General features: G+C 61.2%; 19 protein-coding genes and 1 tRNA gene. 16 read left to right on the top strand and 4 right to left on the bottom strand.

All coding sequences use genetic code 11. The features are described 5' to 3' along the window. Nucleotides 1-3: 3 nt before the first annotated feature. The 3 genes from M0H32_RS16175 to M0H32_RS16165 are packed head-to-tail and all read right to left on the bottom strand — an operon-like array spanning nucleotide 4 to nucleotide 4,936. Nucleotides 4-1,377, bottom strand: coding sequence for an HlyD family type I secretion periplasmic adaptor subunit (locus tag M0H32_RS16175; protein WP_248155848.1), 1,374 nt, complete (start codon nucleotides 1,375-1,377; stop codon nucleotides 4-6). Then, complete coding sequence (locus M0H32_RS16170; protein ID WP_248155846.1) at nucleotides 1,377-3,344, bottom strand: ATP-binding cassette domain-containing protein; 1,968 nt, start codon at nucleotides 3,342-3,344, stop codon at nucleotides 1,377-1,379. Before M0H32_RS16170 ends, M0H32_RS16175 begins: the two co-directional genes overlap by 1 nt. Further along, nucleotides 3,341-4,936: an ABC transporter transmembrane domain-containing protein gene (locus M0H32_RS16165; RefSeq protein ID WP_248155844.1), complete on the bottom strand. Its 1,596-nt coding sequence runs from the start codon at nucleotides 4,934-4,936 to the stop codon at nucleotides 3,341-3,343. Before M0H32_RS16165 ends, M0H32_RS16170 begins: the two co-directional genes overlap by 4 nt. Before the next feature lie 553 nt (nucleotides 4,937-5,489). Between M0H32_RS16165 and M0H32_RS16160 the strand changes: the two genes are divergently transcribed. Then, entirely contained in the window at nucleotides 5,490-6,008 is a 519-nt protein-coding gene (locus M0H32_RS16160; protein ID WP_248155841.1) for a hypothetical protein, read from the top strand. Between the two features lie 839 nt (nucleotides 6,009-6,847). Here M0H32_RS16160 and M0H32_RS16155 read toward each other — a convergent pair. Beyond that, nucleotides 6,848-6,937, bottom strand: a tRNA-Ser gene (locus tag M0H32_RS16155). Between the two features lie 632 nt (nucleotides 6,938-7,569). Here M0H32_RS16155 and M0H32_RS16150 point away from each other — a divergent pair. The 15 genes from M0H32_RS16150 (at nucleotide 7,570) to M0H32_RS16080 (ending at nucleotide 20,498) form a co-directional block, all read left to right on the top strand. Beyond that, nucleotides 7,570-8,178, top strand: coding sequence for a 50S ribosomal protein L21 (locus M0H32_RS16150; RefSeq protein ID WP_248155839.1), 609 nt, complete (start codon nucleotides 7,570-7,572; stop codon nucleotides 8,176-8,178). 54 nt (nucleotides 8,179-8,232) lie between these two features. Next, entirely contained in the window at nucleotides 8,233-8,502 is a 270-nt protein-coding gene (gene rpmA, locus M0H32_RS16145; protein WP_248155837.1) for a 50S ribosomal protein L27, read from the top strand. A 139-nt stretch (nucleotides 8,503-8,641) separates the two neighbouring features. Then, nucleotides 8,642-9,247: a GNAT family N-acetyltransferase gene (locus tag M0H32_RS16140; RefSeq protein ID WP_248155835.1), complete on the top strand. Its 606-nt coding sequence runs from the start codon at nucleotides 8,642-8,644 to the stop codon at nucleotides 9,245-9,247. After that, nucleotides 9,244-9,813, top strand: coding sequence for a GNAT family N-acetyltransferase (locus M0H32_RS16135; protein ID WP_248155832.1), 570 nt, complete (start codon nucleotides 9,244-9,246; stop codon nucleotides 9,811-9,813). Before M0H32_RS16140 ends, M0H32_RS16135 begins: the two co-directional genes overlap by 4 nt. Continuing rightward, a complete protein-coding gene (locus M0H32_RS16130; RefSeq protein ID WP_248155830.1) occupies nucleotides 9,810-10,355 on the top strand; it encodes a GNAT family N-acetyltransferase in 546 nt (181 codons plus the stop codon). The genes M0H32_RS16135 and M0H32_RS16130 overlap by 4 nt, the downstream gene beginning before the upstream one ends. A 45-nt stretch (nucleotides 10,356-10,400) precedes the next feature. Next, nucleotides 10,401-11,447, top strand: a complete 1,047-nt coding sequence (gene obgE, locus M0H32_RS16125; protein ID WP_248155828.1) for a GTPase ObgE — start codon at nucleotides 10,401-10,403, stop codon at nucleotides 11,445-11,447. Next, nucleotides 11,447-12,580, top strand: coding sequence for a glutamate 5-kinase (proB, locus tag M0H32_RS16120; protein ID WP_248155826.1), 1,134 nt, complete (start codon nucleotides 11,447-11,449; stop codon nucleotides 12,578-12,580). Before obgE ends, proB begins: the two co-directional genes overlap by 1 nt. 53 nt (nucleotides 12,581-12,633) lie before the next feature. Continuing rightward, the gene (locus M0H32_RS16115; protein ID WP_248155824.1) at nucleotides 12,634-13,914 is read left to right on the top strand and encodes a glutamate-5-semialdehyde dehydrogenase; all 1,281 of its coding nucleotides are present in this window, start codon (nucleotides 12,634-12,636) and stop codon (nucleotides 13,912-13,914) included. Next, nucleotides 13,911-14,546, top strand: coding sequence for a nicotinate-nucleotide adenylyltransferase (locus M0H32_RS16110; protein WP_248155822.1), 636 nt, complete (start codon nucleotides 13,911-13,913; stop codon nucleotides 14,544-14,546). The genes M0H32_RS16115 and M0H32_RS16110 overlap by 4 nt, the downstream gene beginning before the upstream one ends. 230 nt (nucleotides 14,547-14,776) lie before the next feature. Further along, on the top strand, nucleotides 14,777-15,160 hold the full coding sequence (gene rsfS, locus M0H32_RS16105) for a ribosome silencing factor (RefSeq protein WP_248155820.1): 384 nt from the start codon (nucleotides 14,777-14,779) through the stop codon (nucleotides 15,158-15,160). Nucleotides 15,161-15,241: 81 nt separating this feature from the next. Then, nucleotides 15,242-15,724 carry a 23S rRNA (pseudouridine(1915)-N(3))-methyltransferase RlmH gene (gene rlmH / locus M0H32_RS16100; RefSeq protein WP_248155818.1) on the top strand — a complete coding sequence of 161 codons (483 nt, stop codon included), beginning with the start codon at nucleotides 15,242-15,244 and terminating at the stop codon, nucleotides 15,722-15,724. A 27-nt stretch (nucleotides 15,725-15,751) separates the two neighbouring features. Next, nucleotides 15,752-16,249 (top strand): GNAT family N-acetyltransferase, encoded by a 498-nt coding sequence (locus tag M0H32_RS16095; RefSeq protein WP_282449404.1) that lies wholly within the window; start codon nucleotides 15,752-15,754, stop codon nucleotides 16,247-16,249. 353 nt (nucleotides 16,250-16,602) lie between these two features. Continuing rightward, the gene (locus M0H32_RS16090) at nucleotides 16,603-17,913 is read left to right on the top strand and encodes a murein hydrolase activator EnvC family protein (protein ID WP_248155816.1); all 1,311 of its coding nucleotides are present in this window, start codon (nucleotides 16,603-16,605) and stop codon (nucleotides 17,911-17,913) included. After that, nucleotides 17,910-19,241: a S41 family peptidase gene (locus M0H32_RS16085; protein ID WP_248155813.1), complete on the top strand. Its 1,332-nt coding sequence runs from the start codon at nucleotides 17,910-17,912 to the stop codon at nucleotides 19,239-19,241. The genes M0H32_RS16090 and M0H32_RS16085 overlap by 4 nt, the downstream gene beginning before the upstream one ends. A gap of 111 nt (nucleotides 19,242-19,352) precedes the next feature. Beyond that, a complete protein-coding gene (locus M0H32_RS16080) occupies nucleotides 19,353-20,498 on the top strand; it encodes a divergent polysaccharide deacetylase family protein (protein ID WP_248155811.1) in 1,146 nt (381 codons plus the stop codon). Nucleotides 20,499-20,516 lie beyond the last annotated feature (18 nt).

Raw genomic sequence — 20,516 nt, 5'->3', positions numbered from 1 at the left:
CTCCTAGCGTTCGCTCAGCGCCAGATCCAAGTTTGTGAAGACCGGCTTCCAGATGTATTCAAAAACGGTCTTCTTTCCCGTGAGGATGTCCGCTTCGCCTGTCATGCCCGGCAGGAGCGCGAACTGGTCGGGATTGTCGCGGAAATAGGTGACCGGCACCTCGACCAGCACCTCGTAGAACGCAGCGCCGCGGTCATCCACGATCGTCGTGGGCGAGACCTCCATGACGGCCCCCTCGAGCGCGCCGTACCGGCTGAAGTCGAAGGCGTCGATCTTGAGGTTCACTCGTTGGCCGATCGAGACGAACCCGACATCGCGCGGCTGCAACTCGGCGGCAAAGCGCAAACCGACATTGCGCGGGACGATCTCGGCCACCAGCCCCCCCGGTTCGATCACCCGTCCGACCACCGTGTCGGGCACCGATTGCACATACCCGGTCACCGGGCTCTTGAGTTCGGTCGACAGGACCCGCTGACGCAGGCGTGCGATTTGTTCTGCCACGACACGCCGTTCGCCATTGATTTCGGCAATCCGACCCCGCGCATCGGCAGCCTCATTCAGGTCGATCCGCTCGATGTCTTCCCTCAATTCGGCAATCTCGGCTTCGATCACGGCCTTGCGGCCCGACAGCGTCGCAAGCTCATAGTCGTAGCGCGCTTCTTCCTGAACCGCCTCCACAAGCCTTGGGCGAGGTGCCAGGCCCCTGTCCACCAGACTATGAAGCGTGGTTGTCAGCTCCTTGGCAACCGCCAGCTGCCGTTCCACGGCCGGCCGTTCGCTGCCGATCGCTTTCAGGTCCGCATGTTTCTCGGCCATCTGGCGACGGATCACGTCCCGTTCATTGTCCAGGAACGCTCTTCGAGCCTCCAGCGCGGAGACCTCGCGGCCGATCAGTTCCCGGATGGCCTCGACGTCGTCCTGCGGCAAGGTCTCTTCACCTGTCTTGACCGCAACGAGATCGTGCGGCGCCAACGCGGACCCTGCCACATGATCGAACTGGGGCGCGCGGCCTTCGACCAGGGCCAGGAGCCTCTCCTTCTCGAGCGAGAGCGCAAGCGCCTTCGCCTGGGCTTCGCGCAGCTCCGACCGGACATCGTCGTGATCGAAGATCGCGATCGTGTCGCCTTGCGAGACAATGTCCCCCTTGCGCACGAGAACCGACGCGAGGGCTCCGCCATGTTCTGTCTGCAGCTGCTGGACCTCGCTGACGGGTTCAACCACGCCCCTGGCCTTTGCGACCTCGTCGATCGGTGTCATCACCGACCAGGCCACGAGAGCCACGAGACAGACACCGATGGCAGCACCCGCCATGTTGCTCAGTTTGACAGCCTTGCCGTCGTTCAGTTCAAACTGATCATCCAGTTGGGAAGGCTTCATCAGCGCGTCTCCTCGGGCGGTGAAAGGGGCGAAACCTGGGGCGTCACGGGCCCGAAATAGGCCGGGGCGCCGTCATCCAGGACCAGCGCGTTGTCGGCGAGCGCTGCCAGGGAGGTGTCGTGGGTGGCAACAAAGACGGTTGCCCGTCCCTTGAGCGACGTCAGGAGGGCCGTCAGCCCCTCCCGGTTGCACGCGGTATCGGAACCGATGCTGTCATCCAGTACGATCAGACGGGATCCGGGATCAGGACGGTCCGGGACCGCGTCAGGGCCGGAGCCGTCGCTGGGATCGCCCAGGTTCAGCCACCGTGTGGCACGGGCAAGCTCGTCCGGATCATACTGGGTGACGGAACGGCCATTGATGGCAAGGCGTCCGGATTGCGGCAGTACAAGACCGGACACCAGCTTCAGGAAGGTCGACTTTCCGGACCCGTTCGGGCCCATGACAATGGTCAGGGATCCCGGGGCACAGTCCAGGGACACACCGGTGATCGCGGGATCCGCGGTCTGGTCATACTTGAAGTAGAGGCCCTTGGCGCTGATCGCCGGCGCACCGCCTTCAAGACGTTCCAGCGCGGCCGGTTTCGCCTGGGGCGTGCCCCAGGAAAAGGCTTGATCGAGGCCGGCGATCGCCGCTTTGATGCCTTTCAGCCGCGGCAAGGCCAGGAAAAACGCTTGGGAGGGTCCAGTAATCCGCCATGTCAGCAGCATGGTACCGATTAGTGCACCGGCGGTGATGGCTCCGCTCATGGCAAGGGCGAGGCCGACGCAGAGCGTGGTCAGAGCCGCACCCGTCCCCAGGACGTAGGCGAGCGACTGCAAGGCTGCGGCGCGGGTTGCTTGAAGGTGCTTGGCAAATGCTGCCTGGCGCGCAATCGAGGCAAACCGGGCAAACCATGTTGTGCCATGTTCGATGTGCTGGATATCGGCTGCTTTGGCACTGAGCTCCGTAAGGGCTTCAACACGTTTCGCGTTGGCGTTTTCAAGCTGCGGGTCAAGGCTTTGGCGGGTCTCGCTCAACACCCAGCTCAATGTAAAGAACAAGGTAAGGTAGACGGCAGGGACAAGCGCCATCCAGCCTCCAACAAACGCAATGGCAAGGATGGAGAGTGGAACAAACGGAGCATCGAAGATGGCTGCCGTGTTCTGTGACGCGAAGATCTCGGCGCTCTGTGCCGTGCTCTGCAAGCGGTTCTGGAGCCGGTCAAAGCCCAGTCGTTGCCGCATGGCATGAGGCAATCTTAGTATGCGGGAGAAGGACATCAGCCGCGTCGTTGAACCAAGGCGCGCATATTCCGCCGCCAGCAGCCTGGATCTCAGACTTCGCAAAGCAAGGATTGCCAAGAGAACAACTCCGGCCCCGGTCAGGAGAGGAATGAGGCTTTGCGTGGCTTGTGCGCCGAGAACACGATCAAAGATCGCCATGGAGAAAAACGGGATGAACAGGGCCAGCGCGTTGAGAACCAGCGAGAGCACCAGCGCCGTACCAGCCACGCGATTGATCCGGTTGCGGATCGTCAAGGCGTGCACCGCGGCGACGGAATGCTCGGGATTGTGAATAAAGAGAAGCTTGGTTGCGTGCTCGACCCGCTGCCTTGTCTTGTCGTGAGTAAGACTGGACGAGGAGACTGAAGTTTCCCGGGAATCTTCCCTGACCAGGGCGTGCACACCCTCCTTGTCCTGGACAAGCAGTGCGCCGTCCAGGCCGCTTCGCCAAGTCGCGGGGATTTTTGTTTCCACACTCGCTCCGACATCGACAAGATCAAGCACCATCGAGGCTTCATCAAGGGTATCGATTCCGGTGCTCACCGGTATTGCCGCCGTCAGAACATCGGCAGACCGTCGCCAGCCGAGCGCTGTGAGGGCCGCCAGCAGGACCGTTTCAAGGTCAGTCTTCTGCCTGTGGAACATCGTCTCCGGAGAGCCATGCACGTGCGATGGCCTGGAAAGGTCGGACTGGTAATTCATGCCGCAACCTCCGCACCGGTTGAGGGCAGGTCTGGGAGGTCAAGAACTTCGTCAAACCGCGTGACCAGGCCCTTGGCGCTTTCGAACACGATCACCGTTGTCACGCCTTCAAGGCCTTTCAGGAGATCGGCCAACTTCTCGGTTCCGACCGCATCGAGATATTGCGAAGGCCAGTTGAGCAGCAGGACTTGAGGCTGACCTGACATGGCCCTGACGAGCATCAGCCGCTTGAGATGACCGTCTGACAACGGTACGCCAAGCCCTGGCGAGAGCGGCGTTTCCACCCCGTCACGCAACCGGCCGATTGCTTCCGAGAGACCCATTTTCTCTGACAGCAACAAGGCACGGTCTGTTGCGTCCACGTCGAACGCGGTCATATTTTCAAGAACAGTGCCGTTAAACACCCTGGGGTGGGCATCGCACACTGAAATGCGACATCGGGCGGGCGACAAGGGCTCCCCGTTGTCAGTGGTCAGGGTAACGCCCGTCAGGCTTTGGCTGTCTGCGGGCTCTGTCCTTTCCAGTGCCTCCCCAAGCTGCTGAAAGATGATCGTGCCCTGTCCAGGGCTCTGCGGCTGCAGGACAAGGCACTGTCCGGGCAGCGCTTCAAAAGAGCGTCCAGCGACTTGAAACCGAATTCCAACCTGTTCGCCCTGCGCGGCAGGCCTGGTCTCCAGCAACGAAACTGAGGGGTTCGCCAGGAGGGTCTGAACGGATCGAAATGCGGATGCCGAAACCTGCCGCCGGGCAAACGCGTTGACCAGTCCCAGGAGGCCGGCAACACCTCGTTGTCCGAGGATGAGGCAGGCCGCCAAGCCGCCGGTGGTCATGTCCCCGGCGAGCACGACGAGCGATCCGATGCCAAGAACCGCAATCGTCGTGGCAAGGCCGCCGGACTGACTGAGGTTCAGGGCGGCCGCAAGATTGCTCTCGGCAGCTTCCTGGGCAGATGCCCGACTCTTTTCGTGGCGCCGGACCTCCCCCGCGAAGTCCCCGAGGGTTCCGCCGGCGATGATGCGATCAAGCTGTTCCCTGCGGGTCATGATAAGGCTTGTCTGATCGGCGGAGGCCTCGAACAGTCTCAGGCCGGCCTGCGTCTGCCGGGCCGCGGCCAGCAGCGCAAGCGCTCCAAAGACGAGGAGAACGGCCAGCGGTCCGAATACGGTCGGACCGCCGAGGAACCAGACCAGCACCAGAAAGGCGATGGCAAAGGGCGCATCGAAGAGCGCGAGCGTTGACTGCCCCACCAGCACGTCATTGGACCGGTTGATGGCCGTGAACAGTTCCCGGATCCGGCCGGGGCCATATGCGGTCAGGGTTTTCGGATCGATGGAGAGGAGCTTCTCGGCCGTCTTCAGGGACAGCCTGTACTCCGCCTGCGCTGCGAGCCGGCCAAGGATCGATGCGCGCGCATATTTCACGAGGCCATCGAGAAGGATCGCCACGGCAACGGCAGAGAAGATGACGATGGCTGTTCCAACCGCCTGATTGGCAAGGATGCGATCGTAGACCTGAATGAGCGCCAGCGGCAGGGCCAGTGCGAGAATGTTTGAAATCAGCGAAAGAACAATCAGCCAGAGCCGCGTGGTCATAAACCGGGACCTCTTTAGCGAAGGGACCAAAGGACACGCACCGCGCGCGCCGGGAAATGCCCTTGCAACCTATTTCACTCTTCGTGAAAGTTGACTTAACGGAAGTTTTAAAATGCCCACGTCCGGATCGGCCTCAATGTCCGCAGGACCTGGAGGTTCCCCTTTGGCAGGGCTCCGGCTGACGAGGAAAAACCGCAGGTGCACGCGCTCGGCGCAAGCCGGGGATAAAACAGCGGGTCTCGATCTCGGGCAGCAGCTTGAGAGGAGCTGTGCCCCGTGGCGCCGTCATTGGGGGCAGACGCAGGCAACCTTCTGGACCGCCGAGGTCTTGGCACGGCACGCCAGCCGACGGCATGCGTGTTGGCCCGGCAACCCGGCCCAGGCACCAGCGCTCGGGGTTCAATGTGTCCAAAAGGGAATGAATGGCGGAGAGAGTAAGCCAGAGTATGGAACTCAATCTCGATCAATCCATTTCATGAAATGTGATTATAACGTTGTATTTCAATGACTAATTGATCTTTTGTATTTCCTGTTCGTATCTAAATCTATCATAGTGACCAATGGCGAAAACAGGGAAGAGGCGGTCAGGTTCTTCCGGCGCTGCGGGATGGTGAGAGTTGGGGGAAATATGTGTCGTAGTCGGCAAAGAAGGAAAAATTTGATTTTCCAAGAAATAAATTTCTCAATTTACTTTAAAGTATTCTTGGTGGCGCTGTGTTTGTGCGTGATTTCGAACAATGTATTTGCTGAAGAGAGGAGGGTTTTTGTTCGAGAGGGGGTAATTGTTCCGCATATTGATATCGCAGATAAGAAATTACGTTCTTTGGCAGAGTCCTTAGTGAATGTTTTTTCTGTTGCTTCTGATGTTCAGGTTAAATTTAGTGGGGAGGTAAATTTTTACTTGATAGAGAGAAGAAATATTATATCAGACGATGAATTTAGAAGTAAGTTTTCGAAGGAAAAATTCGGAGATGGCTTTTCTGACTTCTATTCAGAGAGAGTAGATGGTGAGGAGCCATGTTACACACGTTTTTTGTTGAGAGGGATGTTTTTGTTCGGTCGTTTTCTCTGATTGATCAAAGTATAGAAGGTGCTACTTTCAAGCTTTGCGTTGCGAAATTTATTGCATTGGCGTTTGGATTTTACACCAACGAGCCTGATCTGAAAATTGGCGAATTCTTGGCACTTTCCATCCCCTACCTCAACGCTATTGGATCGTGTCGAGACACGGAAGATGTTCCCAAATGCGCATCAAGAAAAATGGAGCGCGTTGTTAAATCTGGTGAAATAGAGACCAAATTTTTTGGTGGGAGATAATAGTTGGTGATTGGCCGAAAAGTAATTGCGGCGTATTATATTGAATAGATCCAGTGGGCGCGCGCCAGCCCCGCGCTCTTGAGGGTCCGCTTTGCTGGTTTTTCTGTAACGGGCGCACTCATGAAGTCACACCCCCAGCTTCAGGCAGTACGCTTCAATCTCCTCTCAATACCACCGGGTCGTTCCGGACCGCCTTGGTTTTGTTTTCAGCCGAGCAGGCGCCGGCCGGGCCGGAGAGGAAGCTGTGGGGGGGCGTTTCCGATGGAACGTCCGGGGTGGAAGGATCAAGGGCGGCAAAGAGATCATTCTGCCGTGCCGCGCACATGCAAGCTTCCTGAGTCGCGCTCGGGTAAACGAGCGGTTTCGGGAGGCGAGCACGTCCTGCGCAAGTTGGTGATGAGCCTGGATGAGATGAATGTGCCGAATTACATATTGGGCAGGACCTGCTGAAATGTCGTGCAAGAGCCTGAGGCGAAATAAACCTGATTGAACGTCCGGGCTGTGAACAAACCTGTCAGCTGATGGGCTGGATGATGGACTGAAAATTTACGCCAAAAATAAGCGATTAAGGCTCAGTAACTTATCAGAAAAATATGGCGGAGAGAGAGGGATTCGAACCCTCGGAACGCTTGCGCGCTCAACGGTTTTCGAGACCGCCCCGTTCGACCACTCCGGCACCTCTCCGCGGCACATTGAGATAAACGGGTCTCAAGTGGCGCGGAACATAGACAGAGTGCGTAAGTATCGCAAGACCGGATTTCAGGAATTTTCCAGCTTGTGGATTTGGGGTGTTTGACCGGCCTCCGGCAGGAAGCGCAGGGAAGGAAATGACCCGCAGGCCGCCGTTTCTAAGCGTGCGCTGGCTCCAATGCCCTTGCATGTGAAAAAGAGCGTTGCAGAGCTGCTGCCTGCCCTGAAAGGGGACGCGCCTGATTTCCCTGTCTGGCGAGGTTTTGCCAAAGTATAAAGGCGAGAGGCCCCCAAGAGCAGGGCGCGAACATCCCGGAGTTGGCACTGGGCCCGGTCAACGGATTCAAAAACAAGACCTTTCCGCCAATCCGGACCATATTTCCGTTTGACATCCGAAGCTGGCCGACTATATTGCGCGGGCTCGAAAAGGTTCGCTTTTTCGGGATTTGTTTGTCGTTCCAGGCCTGCCGGGCTTTCAAAGCTTCACGCTCAACCCCGTCACAAAGACCTGTCAGCCGGATTTCCCGGAGAGACAGGCGCCTTGCGTTCGACCCGGAAACAACCGGCTTTGGTGCCCATGGCATGATCGCTGGTGTGTCAAAAACGAAAAGAAGGACGTGCGAGACATGTTCGCAGTGATCAAGACCGGTGGCAAGCAGTATACTGTCGCCGCAGACGACCTCCTGAAGGTCGAAAAACTGGACGCCGAAGCCGGCAGCTCCGTCACCTTTGACGAAGTGCTCATGGTTGGCAACGGCACCGACACCACCGTTGGCGCACCGACCGTTGAAGGTGCCAGCGTTGTTGCGGAAGTGGTCGAACAGGGCCGTAACCGCAAGGTCATCATTTTCAAGAAGCGCCGGCGTCAGAATTCCCGCCGCCGCAATGGCCACCGTCAGTCCTTCACCCTCGTCAAGGTGACCGACATCCTGACCGGTGGTGCCAAGCCGGCCAAGAAGGCAGCGCCGAAAAAGGCTGCGCCGAAGGCCGAGGAAACCGCTGAGGCCGCACCGGCCGCTGCAGAAGCCGCAGCAGGTGGTGACGACCTGAAGAAACTGGACGGCGCCGGTCCGGCCGCTGTGAAGAAACTGAACGAAGCTGGCATCACCACCTTTGCTCAGATCGCAGCCATGACCGCTGACGATGTCGCCCGCGTTGAAGAAGAAACGGGCCTGAAGGGCAAGTTCGAGCGCGGTAACTGGGTTGAGCAGGCCAAGGAACTGGCTGGCAACTGAGCCGCCGTTTCAGGTCTGTTAGAATAAGAATTCGAAGAACGAGGAGTTCTCACGATGGCACATAAAAAGGCAGGCGGTTCGTCCCGCAACGGCCGCGACTCAGCTGGCCGCCGTCTCGGCATCAAGAAATACGGCGGGGAAGCAGTCGTTCCCGGCAACATCATTGCGCGTCAGCGCGGCACCACCTGGCACCCGGGCACCGGCGTTGGTATGGGCAAGGACCATACCATCTTCGCGACCGTGGAAGGCAAGGTAGAGTTCCAGGCGAAAGCCAACAAGCGAACCTACATTAACGTGCTCCCGGTAGCGGAAGCAGCGGAGTAAAGCCGACGTGAAGTTTCGAAACGCCGGCGTCCCACCAGACCCCGGCAATTCGAGATGAGGCCAGCAACCGGCCAGTCAGAATTCCAAGGGGGAGATGGGGCGCCATCTCTCCCTTGATTTGTTTTGGCTGGAGGAAAAGATGGTTGTTGAAAGGGATGATTTATTAGACGAGAGCAGTTCGGCCGCGGCCCCGTTGCCGCAGGAAGCGGTTCGTGTGCGGCTCGACAGGCCGCGGGCGGACGATCTGGCCGATCTGGTGTTCTTGGCCAACAACAAGACCGTGGCGGCAAACCTTGCCACCATGCCCCATCCGTTTTCCCTGTCCGATGGCCGCGCGATGATCGCAAAGGCCAATCTGCACAGGCCCGACACCGCCTGTTTCGCGATCCGGCTGAAGGCGACAGGCCGACTGATCGGCATAGCCCGCTACGCCAATGTGGAGCCGGGCGGTCCGATCCATGTCGGCTACTGGCTGGGCGAACCGTTCTGGGGCCAGGGCCTGGCCACCGAGGCGGTCCATGCGCTGGTCGACCACGCCTTCACCTATCACGACATTGAAGAGCTGCAGGGCTCCTGCCGCGTGACCAATCCGGCCTCGCGCCGGGTGCTGGTCAAATCCGGCTTCCAGTATCGCGACCAGGCCATGATCCGGTCCGTCGGCGCGGGCGGTTCCGTGCCGATCGAGCGCTACACGCTGGAACGAGCTGTCTGGAAGTCGTTGAAAGGATGGGGGCAGGGACGATGAGCATGTTGCCGGAACTGAAGACCCGACGTCTGGTCCTGCGGCCGATCGCCATGAGCGATGCCGAAGCCATGGTCGAGCTGGCGGGCAAGGATTTCGAGGTGGCCCGCTGGATGACCTCCTTCGCCTGGCCCTATGAGGATGGCGCAGCGGAAAGCTTCCTGAAGACGGTGGTCGGCAAGGATCCGTTCAAGACCGAAGCGCTTTACGCGATCACGCTCGGTGGCGTGTTCATCGGCGTGGTGGCGATCGAGCCACCGGGCGATCTCGACGACCTGCCAGATCTGCCGACGCTCGGCTATTGGATCGGCCGCCCGTTCCAGGGCCATGGTTATGCCAGTGAGGCGGTGGAAGCCGCACTCGATTGGGCGTTCGAGGCTTTCAGCACCAACGCGATTGGCGCGCGCGCGTTTGAAGAGAATTTCCGCTCGCGGGGCCTCCTGCGCAAGATGGGCTTCAAGCCCTATTCCATGACCGAGCGCTTCTCCAGGACGCTCGACCGGCGTATTTCCAACGTCGTGGTGCGTCTGGAGCGGCCCGATTTCGAGGCGCGGAAAGACGCGGCATGAGCATGCCGGTGATCGAAACCGAACGGCTGGTTCTCCGGGCGCCGTGCCCGGAGGATCTGTCGGCTTGCGCGGAGCTGCTTGGTGATTACGAAGTCGCCAAGATGCTCTCGCGCGTGCCGTATCCCTATGATCTTGAGGGCGGCCGCGCCTATCTGGCGCGCTCCGTGGAGCGCTGGCAGGATGTTGCCGGGGCCGACGAAATCGGCTTTCACGTTGACCATGACGGCGAGATGATCGGCGGTATGGGCTTCAAAAAGTTGCAGGAAACCCCCGAGATCGGCTATTGGCTGGGGCGGCCCTATTGGGGCAAGGGTTTTATGAGCGAAGCGGTCGAGGCTGCGGTGACCTGGCTGTTCCGGAACACGGATCACGAGCGCCTTGCCGGCGAAGCCATGACGGAAAATGCGGGCTCGCTGAAAGTGCTGGAAAAACTCGGCTTCCGCCTTGTGGGCGAAGTCGGCTGCGCAAGCGTGTCGCGCGGTGCCACGGTGCCCGCCCTGCGCATGGAAGTCACGAAAACAGAATTTCTGAACGGCCGCTGACCTCGGATCAGGGCCTGACAGCAGGACAAGATAAAGAGAACAACAATGAAATTCCTCGATCAGGCCAAGATCTATGTGCGCTCCGGCAATGGCGGCGCTGGCTGCGTGTCGTTCAGGCGCGAGAAATACATCGAATATGGCGGTCCCGACGGCGGTGACGGCGGCAAGGGCGGCGATGTGATCATCGAATGCGTCGACGGCCTCAACACGCTGATCGACTATCGCTACAAGCAGCATTTCAAGGCGGAGACCGGCATTCACGGCATGGGCCGCAACCGGACCGGCGCGCATGGCGGCGACGTGGTGCTGAAGGTGCCGGTCGGCACCCAGATCTTCGAGGACGACAACGAGACTCTGATCGCCGACCTCACCGAGCTCGGCCAGAAGGTGACGCTGCTGCGCGGCGGTAATGGCGGCTTCGGCAACGCCCATTTCAAGTCCTCGGTCAACCAGGCGCCGCGCCGGGCCAATCCGGGCCTCGAGGGCCAGGAAAAATGGATCTGGCTGCGGCTGAAACTGATCGCCGATGCCGGCCTGGTGGGCCTGCCCAATGCTGGCAAGTCGACATTCCTGGCAACCGTTTCGGCCGCCAAGCCGAAGATCGCCGATTATCCCTTCACCACGCTCCATCCCAATCTCGGCATCGTCCAGATCGACGGCAACAGCTTTGCCATGGCCGACATTCCGGGCCTGATCGAGGGCGCCCATGAAGGCACCGGTCTCGGCGACCGTTTCCTGGGCCATGTGGAGCGCACGCGCGTGCTGCTTCATCTGGTCGACGGTTCGGCGGAAGAAGATCCGGGCGAAGCCTATCGGGTGGTGCGCGGCGAGCTGGAAGCCTATGGTGCGGGCCTCACCGACAAGCCGGAAATCGTGGCGCTGTCGAAATGCGACGCGCTCAATGAAGAGCTGATCGCGGAAAAGGCCGCCAGCCTGGAGGAGGCCTGCGGCCAGAAACCGCTGATCCTGTCCTCGGCCAGCGGGCTCAATGTCGATCGGGCGCTGCGCATGATTGTGCGAGCCATCGACCGCGACAAGGAAGAAGCAGCCAACCAGGTGCCTGCCCCCGAGCAGGAGGGCTGGCACCCCTAATGTCCCGGAGCCTGAAGAGCCATAGCCGGATCGTCGTCAAGATCGGATCCGCCCTGCTGGTTGGCGAGGGCGTGTTGAAGCGCGCCTGGCTGGACGCGCTTGTCGCCGATGTGGTCGCGCTGACCCAGGCCGGTGCCGAGGTGCTGCTGGTCTCCTCCGGCTCAATCGCACTTGGGCGCGGCATTCTCGGCCTGCCCAAGGGCCCGCTGAAGCTGGAGGAAAGCCAGGCGGCGGCCGCTGCCGGGCAGATCGCGCTCGCCCAGGCCTATGCCGACGCGCTCAGTGCCCATGGCAAGAAGGCAGGCCAGATCCTGCTGACGCTCGGCGACACCGAGGAGCGTCGGCGCTATCTCAATGCCCGGGCCACCATCGGTACGCTCCTGAAACTGGGTGCGGTGCCGATCATCAACGAAAACGACAGCGTTGCCACCTCCGAAATTCGCTACGGGGACAACGACCGTCTGGCAGCGCGCGTGGCGACCATGGCCAGCGCCGATTGCCTGGTGCTGTTGTCCGATATCGACGGGCTTTATACGGCCCCGCCACAGCAGAACCCGGATGCGGTGTTCCTGCCCGAAGTGCCCCGCATCACCGCCGAGATCGAGGCGATGGCGGGCAGCGCCGGCTCGGAGCTGTCGCGCGGCGGCATGAAGACCAAGATCGACGCCGGCAAGATCGCGACCGCCGCCGGCACCGCGATGGTGATCACGTCGGGCAAGGAGCTCAATCCGCTGCAGCGCCTGGAAGACGGTGCGCGCGGCACCTGGTTCCCGGCGCTCAATTCACCGGCCAGTGCCCGCAAGGCCTGGATCGGCGGTCATCTGGAACCGCGCGGCAGGATCACCCTGGATGACGGGGCCGTCCGCGCGATGACCTCCGGAAAAAGCCTGCTTCCGGCCGGTGTCATTGAGGTCTCCGGCACGTTCGGCCGCGGCGATGCCGTTGTTCTGGCAGACAAGACCGGCCGCACCATCGGCCGCGGTCTGATCGCCTATGACGCGGACGAGGCCCAGCTGATCGCGGGCAGGAACAGCAAGGAAATCGAGGCCATTGTCGGCTATCCGGGCCGGGCGGAGATGATCCACCGGGACGATCTTGTCCTGGAGGATGCCTTTTTGAACGGAAGCGGCTAAAAGACTGCGTGACTTGCGGTCCCTGGAAGGCCGCGCTTGAGGAGTTGGAAAAGATGCTGGATGTCGTCGAGGCAAAGACAACCGAGGAACTGATGGCGGAGATCGGGCAGCGCGCCCGCGCCGCGGGCCGGGTTCTTGCCACCGCACCAGCAGACCGGAAGAACCGCGCCTTGCGCGAGATGGCGGCGGCCGTGCGCGCGGCGACGCCGGAAATCCTTGCCGGCAACAAGATCGATGTCGACACCATGACCGCCAACGGCCAGACGGCCGCCTTCCTGGATCGCGGCACGCTTGATGAGGCCCGCATCGAGGCCATCGCCGGGGCCCTTGAGGATATTGTGGCGCTGGACGACCCCGTCGGCAGCGTCATCGCCGCGTGGGAACGCCCCAACGGGCTCAAGATCGAGCGTGTGCGCACGCCGCTCGGCGTGATCGGCGTCATTTATGAAAGCCGGCCGAATGTGACCGCCGACGCCGGCGCGCTCTGCCTGAAGGCGGGCAATGCCGTGGTTCTGCGCGGCGGTTCCGACACCATCCAGTCCAACCGCGCGATCCATGCGGCTCTTCAAAAAGGGCTTGCCGCCGCAGGCCTGCCCGAAGACGCCATCCAGATCGTTCCGGTCACCGACCGGGCCGCCGTCGGCGAGATGCTGCGCGGACTGAACGGCAATCTCGACGTCATCGTGCCGCGCGGCGGCCGCAGCCTGGTGGAACGGGTTCAGACCGAGGCCCGCGTGCCTGTGTTCGCCCATCTGGAAGGCCTGGTGCATATTTTCGTCGACAAGGCGGCGGATCTGCAGACCTCCATTGACATTGTCGTCAATTCCAAGCTGCGCCGCACCGGCATCTGCGGCGCGCTGGAAACGCTGCTGGTCCATGAGGATATTGCTCACAGCCACATGCCGGCGATCATCAGGGCGCTGCAGGACAAGGGCTGCGAAATCCGCGGCGGTGCGGTCGTGCGCGACATCTGCGAGAACATTGTGCCGGCGAGCGAAGACGACTGGTCGACCGAATATCTCGACAAGATCCTGTCGGTGAAGGTGGTGCCGGATCTCGATGCCGCGATGGATCACATCGCCACCTACGGCTCCAACCACACCGACTGCATCCTGACGGCGGATCAGGCTGCGGCCGACCAGTTCCAGGCCGAAGTCGATTCGGCCATTGTCTTGCACAACGCCTCGACCCAGTTCGCCGATGGCGGCGAGTTCGGCATGGGCGCGGAAATCGGTATTGCCACGGGCCGCATGCACGCAAGAGGCCCGGTCGGTGTCGAACAGTTGACCAGCTTCAAGTACAAGGTTCACGGCACGGGTCAGACGCGTCCATGAGTCCACTCAGTCTCGGAGCAGGCCTCGACAGGGACTGGCTGAAACTGCCCCATGCCGAACCGGGCAACCGGATCGGCATTTTCGGCGGCTCGTTCAATCCACCGCATTCCGGTCACCGGCTGGTGGCGTCGACGGTGCTGAAACGGCTCGGCCTCGACCAGGTCTGGTGGCTGGTTACGCCCGGCAATCCGCTCAAGAGCCATTCCGACCTGGCGCCGCTGGAGAAGCGCCTGCAGATGACCAGCGCGCTGGCCGGCCATCCGCGCATGAAGGTGACAGCCTTCGAGACCGTTCTGGGCACACCCTATACGGCGAGGACGCTGATGGCGCTCCGGCAAATGCGCCCGGCGGTGCGATTCGTTTGGGTCATGGGTGCTGACAATTTAGCCGGCTTCCATCGCTGGCAGGATTGGCGCGCGATTGTCGGTTCGGTGCCGGTGGCCATTGTCGACCGGCCCGGCGCCTCGCTGTCGGTCCTGTCGTCACCGATGGCAAAAGCTTATGAAAAATATAGGCTTCCGGAAGAAGACGCTGCGTTGTTGCCGGACATGCAGGCACCGGTCTGGACCTTCCTGCACACGCCGCTGGACCAGAGCTCGTCCACAGACCTCCGGCAGAAAGGCCTTCGATGATCGGCAGATTTACCGAGAAATCCGGCTTGTCTTGAAAATGCCAAACGGGAAGCGGTATTATAAACACGGTCGCGGCGAACGCGGCCGAGGTACGGTCAACCAGTTCCGCATTCAAAACGGGTGACGTACGCAGTCGAACACTCCAGTTCGTGACGACGTTGAACGCGGGACGGCACAAACGGCGAAAGGCACTACACCTGACCATGACCTTTGAAAGTGGGCGGACGGACATGTCCTCTCCCATGACGGCTTCCGTAAGCGCAGATCTTGCGGCAGACCTCCTCGATACGGTTCTCTCTAGTCTGGAAGACTCCAAAGCTGAGGACCTTGTTACCCTCGACATCGCGGCAAAAAGTTCGCTGGCCGATCACATGGTGATCGTGTCCGGGCGCTCCCATCGTCATGTGGGCGCGATTGCGGATCATTTGCAGAAGGACCTGAAAGCGGCCGGCGCCGGCAAGGCAACGGTTGAAGGTCTGACCACTTGCGATTGGGTGCTGATCGATGCGGGCGATGTGATCGTTCACATTTTCCGTCCGGAAGTACGCGGCTTCTACAATCTGGAAAAGATGTGGGCGCCTGAAACGGACGACGCGCCGCAATATATCGGCTGAGCCGGTCTTCCGGGTCCTGCGAGCGGGGCCTAGTTGCCGTCAGGTAGATATTTCACCGGGTAAGGAACCGGCGGGGACTTCATGCGCTTTGTGCTCTTCTGCATCGGACGGATGAAATCCGGTGCGGACAAAGATCTCTTCGACCGCTACATGGACCGCGCCCGCAAGACGGGGCGTGGGTTGGGCATCACCGAGGTCGCTCTACACGAAATGCCGGAAAGCCGCGCGCAGCGGCCCGACGACCGCAAGGCGGAGGAGGCCAGGGCCATTCTCGCCGCGCTCGACGGCGGTGCCCGTCTTGTGGTGCTGGACGAGAACGGCAAGAACCTCTCCAGCCCGGCCTTCAGCCAGAAACTGGAATCCTGGAAGGACGAGGGCGTGCCGGAGGTCGTGTTCGCGATCGGTGGCGCCGACGGCCATGGTCAGGAGGTTCTGGCCCGCGCCGACCTGAAGCTGGCGCTTGGCGCCATGACCTGGCCGCACCAGATCGCCCGCATCCTTCTGGCTGAACAGGTCTACCGGGCAATGACCATCCAGACCGGTCACCCGTATCACCGGGTGTGACGGAGTTTTTTGGAAGCGGAAGACATCTTGGTACCGACACTTGAGACCGAGCGTCTTGTCCTGCGTCCGATGCGCATGGACGACTGGCCGGACTATCGGGCACTGATGCGTTCCGAACGCGCCCGGTTCATGGGCGGTCCGCACGACGAAGCTGGCGCCTGGGGCATGTTCTGTTCCGACATTGCCCAATGGGCGCTGATGGACCACGGCGCGCTGATGATCGACGACAAGGCGACCGGTCGATGCCTGGGCCAGGTCGGCATCAATCACGGGCCGCTGTTCCCCGAACATGAGCTCGGCTGGTTTGTCTATGACCATGCCGAGGGCAGGGGCTATGCCTTCGAGGCGGCCAGAGCTCTTCGGGACTGGGCCAAAACGGTCCGGCGCCTGCCAGCCCTGGTCAGCTATATGGACCCGGACAATCACCGTTCGGCGAGGCTCGCGGAACGGCTGGGCGCCGTTTTGGACCGGCAAGCGCCGCGTCCCGATCCGGCCGATCTTGTCTACAGGCATTTTGGTCCCTGACAGGGCTCCGAACCGGTCAAGCCCGGGGCAATCCTCTGCCGTTACCGCAATATGGATGAAGTTTAACTTTGATAATGGCCGGAATTCGGCACTCTGCCCGTATCTCGCCGCATTCGACCCGTATCGGTTTTCGATTACCGGAGTGCAAGGTATCCGTCGAAGGGCGATACGGACACGGTCGAGATGTTAACAGACGGGTCATCAGGGTAAACGGTTCGTTAACGCAGACTGTGTATCGCAAGAGAAGGATAACCTTTGGGAGTTGAGGCAGGGTGACACCGGATCGCATCGACATGGCGTATCCTGGATGTGAGCGGCGGCGGCGCTGGCGTGCAGTCGTGAGCGGCCTTGTCTTGAGCGTTCTGATCCCTTTGTTGCCGGCCGGAGCAGCCGAAAGCATCGATGAGACCACGCTGGAAAAGCCGGAGCTTGCTCCGGAAGTCAGTGCCGCGCTGGAACGCAAGCAGGCGCGGGAACAGGAATTGGCGTCGCTGTCGCGCGACATTGACGTGTCCACTGATCGCCAGGCTGCGATCGCCCGCGAAATCCGGGCTCTGGACCGGGACCGCGAGACGCTGAACTCAAAGATCATCAGCACCTCCGACACGATCAAGGGGCTGGAAACGAAACTGACCGGCACCGAGCGCCGCTTGCGCGCACTCGGCGAGAACGAAGACGCGGTTCGGTTGTCGCTGATTGCACGGCGCGATGTTCTGGCCGAGGTGCTGGCCGCCTTGCAGCGCATCGGACGCCGGCCGCCGCCGGCCCTGGCCGTGCGGCCGAGCGATGCCCTTTCCGCCGTGCGCAGCGCGATTCTTCTGAACGCGGTGATGCCGGAGCTGAAGGTCGAAACCGAGGCGCTGGCGGCCGATCTGGAGGAGTTGAATCGCCTGAAAACGGTGATTGCCGAGGAAAAAAACCGCCTGCGCGGCGATGCCATGCGATTGGCTGAGGAAAAGTCCAGGCTGGAGCTTCTGCTCAGCGCCAAAAGACAGGAACATCAGAAATCGGTTCGTGTGCTTGAGGAAGAAAAGGAACGTGCGGCCGCGCTTGCGGAAAAAGCCGGGTCGCTGCAGGAGCTGATCGCCAGTCTGGAACAGGAAATCGAAAGCGCGCGCGAGGCGGCGGAAAAATCGCGTCAGGCGTCGCTTGACGCCAAGCGTCAGAGCAAGCGCAATTTTGATCCCTTTGCCGATCCGGGGCGGTTGGCACCGGCGATCCCGTTCGAGGAAGCGCGTGGCCAGTTGCCGCAGCCTGTGTCCGGCACCCTGCTCAAGGATTACGGCCAGGACGATGAATTCGGCAGTGTGACGGAAGGTCAATCTATTGCCACAAGGCCGGGCTCTAATGTCACCTCGCCCGCGGATGGATGGGTGGTGTATTCAGGGCCGTTCAGATCGTTCGGACAGCTCTTGATCCTGAATACGGGCGACGGCTACCATGTGCTCCTGGCCGGCATGGACCGGATCGATGCGGAACTGGGGCAGTTTGTTTTGACCGGGGAACCGGTTGGTGTGATGGGCGCAACCCAATGGGCGAGCGCTTCAACATTCGGCTTGGGCTCGACCCAGCCGATCCTATATGTTGAGTTTCGGAAGGACGGCCGTGCGATCGATCCCACCCCCTGGTGGGCGCACACAGAAGAAGAAAAGGCTCGCGGATGATACGGAAAACTTCCTTGCTGCTGGTGGGTGCCCTGATGGGAGCAGCAGCAGTCACCACTCTGTCCCAGATGCCGATCAATGTCTCGGTGGCCGCCAATGCCGCGGCAACGGACACCTACCGGCAGCTGAATCTCTTCGGCGACGTGTTCGAGCGGGTGCGTTCGGACTATGTCGAGGTGCCGGATGACGCCCAGCTGATCGAAAGCGCCATCAACGGCATGCTGACATCGCTGGATCCGCATTCCAGCTACATGTCGCCCAAGAGTTTCCGCGACATGCAGGTTCAGACCCGCGGTGAATTCGGTGGCCTCGGCATCGAGGTGACGATGGAAGAAGGCCTGGTCAAGGTCGTCTCCCCCATCGACGACACCCCGGCCGCGAAAGCCGGCGTCCTGGCCGGCGACCTGATCACCTATATCGACGGCGAGCAGGTCCAGGGCCTGACCCTGAACGAAGCCGTTGAGAAGATGCGTGGTCCGGTCAACACCGACATTGTGGTGACCGTCCGCCGCAAGGGCCGGGTCGAGCCGTTCGACATCACCATCACCCGTGACATCATTCGCATCCGCTCGGTGCGCTGGCGCGAAGAGGATGACGTCGGCTATGTCCGCGTGACCCAGTTCAACGAACAGACCTTCGATGGCCTCAAGGACGGCATCGAGGAAATGACCGCCAGTATTGGTGAGGACAAGCTGAAAGGCTTCGTCATCGACCTGCGCAACAACCCGGGTGGTCTGCTCGACCAGGCGATTGCCGTTTCCGATGCCTTCCTCGACCGGGGCGAGATTGTCTCCACCCGCGGCCGCGAGGCCGACGAGACGCAGCGCTACAACGCCCGGGCCGGAGATCTGACCGGTGGCAAGCCCGTGATCATCCTGGTCAATGGCGGCTCCGCCTCTGCCTCGGAAATCGTGGCCGGCGCGCTTCAGGATCACCGCCGCGCGACCATTCTCGGCACGCGGTCCTTCGGCAAAGGATCCGTCCAGACCATCATCCCGCTCGGCGCCAATGGGGCGATCCGCCTGACCACGGCGCGCTACTACACGCCGTCGGGCACGTCCATCCAGGCCAAGGGCATCGTGCCGGACATTGAGTCCCTGCAGAACCTGCCCGACGAACTGATCGGCCGTGTCGACACCAAGGGTGAAGCAGGTCTCCGCGGTCACCTGGAAGCGGCCGAAGGCGAGGAAGAATCGGGCAGCCAGGCCTATGTGCCGGCGGATCCGAAGGACGACACCCAGCTGAACCTGGCTCTGGACCTCCTGCGCGGCGTCCAGGTCAACGGTGCCTTCCCGCCTGTCTCCGACAGCGCCGCTGTCAAGAACTGACAAAAATGAAGGCGCGCCGGTGTTCCGGCGCGTCTATCTCTTCCGTTTTCGTTCTGCGTAATTCAACAACACCATGCCGGCGCCCCGCCGGCCAATAGGCTCAGGACGGCAATGTCGAGCGAAGATCTCACAGCCCCTCTAGGAATGGGCAAACGGCGGCTTGTCAGGCTGCCGTTCGGTCTGATCGGTGTCGGCATATTGAGCGTGATTTTCACCACGACGCTGATCTGGATCCTGGTTGTGGATGACCCGCTCGGCGGTGAGCCGGTTGCCGTTCTGCCCCTGGATGCGGTCGTCGAAGGCGTCACCTCGCAGGATATCGAAGTGGTCGAAATCCGGCCGGGCATTGGTGACAACCTCGGTCCGAACCTGCGCCCTGAAAGCGCCGACGACCTGCTCGGGCCGCGCTATGACATGGTCAACCGTCCGGATGGTCTGGGACCCGAAGCGCCGGTCACAAGCCTCTCCATCAATCCGGACAGCCGGGTCAGCGAACGCTCGGATTATGGCTTCCTGCCCAAGATCAGCGATGCCGGTGTCCGGCCGCTCGATGCCTATTCGCGCCCGATCGTGCGCGAATTCACCTCAATTCCGAAAATCGCGGTCATCGTCACCGGACTGGGCCTGTCGGAAGCCGGCACCCAGAATGCGATCAGCAGCCTGCCGCCCGATGTGACATTCGCGCTGGCGCCTTATGGCGAGGACCTGGACCTGTGGATGCAGCAGGCGCGCACCAAGGGCCACGAGCTTCTTTTGCAGGTGCCGCTGGAGCCGTTCGATTTTCCGGACAACGATCCGGGACCGCACACGCTCCTGGTCAGCCTCCGCCCGACCGAGATGCTTGACCGGCTCGCCTTTCTGCTCACTCGCGCCACCAACTATGTCGGCACCATTCCGGAAATGGGCGCACGGTTCACCTCGACCAAGCCGTCCATGGAATATCTGGTAGAAAAGTTGAAAGAGCGCGGCCTGATGCTGGTCGACAACGGCACATCCTCTCGCAGCATCGCGGCGGAGATCGCTGCCGACAAACGCATCCCGTTCAGCGGCGTCGACGTTGTGCTCGACGAGGTTCCGAGGGCAGACAGCATCGATGCCAAGCTGCTGCAGCTGGAAGGCGTGGCCCGCTCGCGCGGCGTTGCCGTTGCCGCCGGGTCCGCGCTGCCCGTGACTGTACGCCAGCTGGAAAAATGGGTACAGGATCTGGAAGACCGCGGTCTCCAGCTGGTGCCCGTCAGCGCTACGATCGATCGCTAAATCCAGATCTCTTTTTAG

This window comes from Roseibium sediminicola, from assembly GCF_023156505.1.
Lineage (GTDB): Bacteria > Pseudomonadota > Alphaproteobacteria > Rhizobiales > Stappiaceae > Roseibium > Roseibium sediminicola.
Note: the sequence above shows the minus strand (reverse complement) of the source record. Positions and strands in the feature narration are given on the sequence as shown.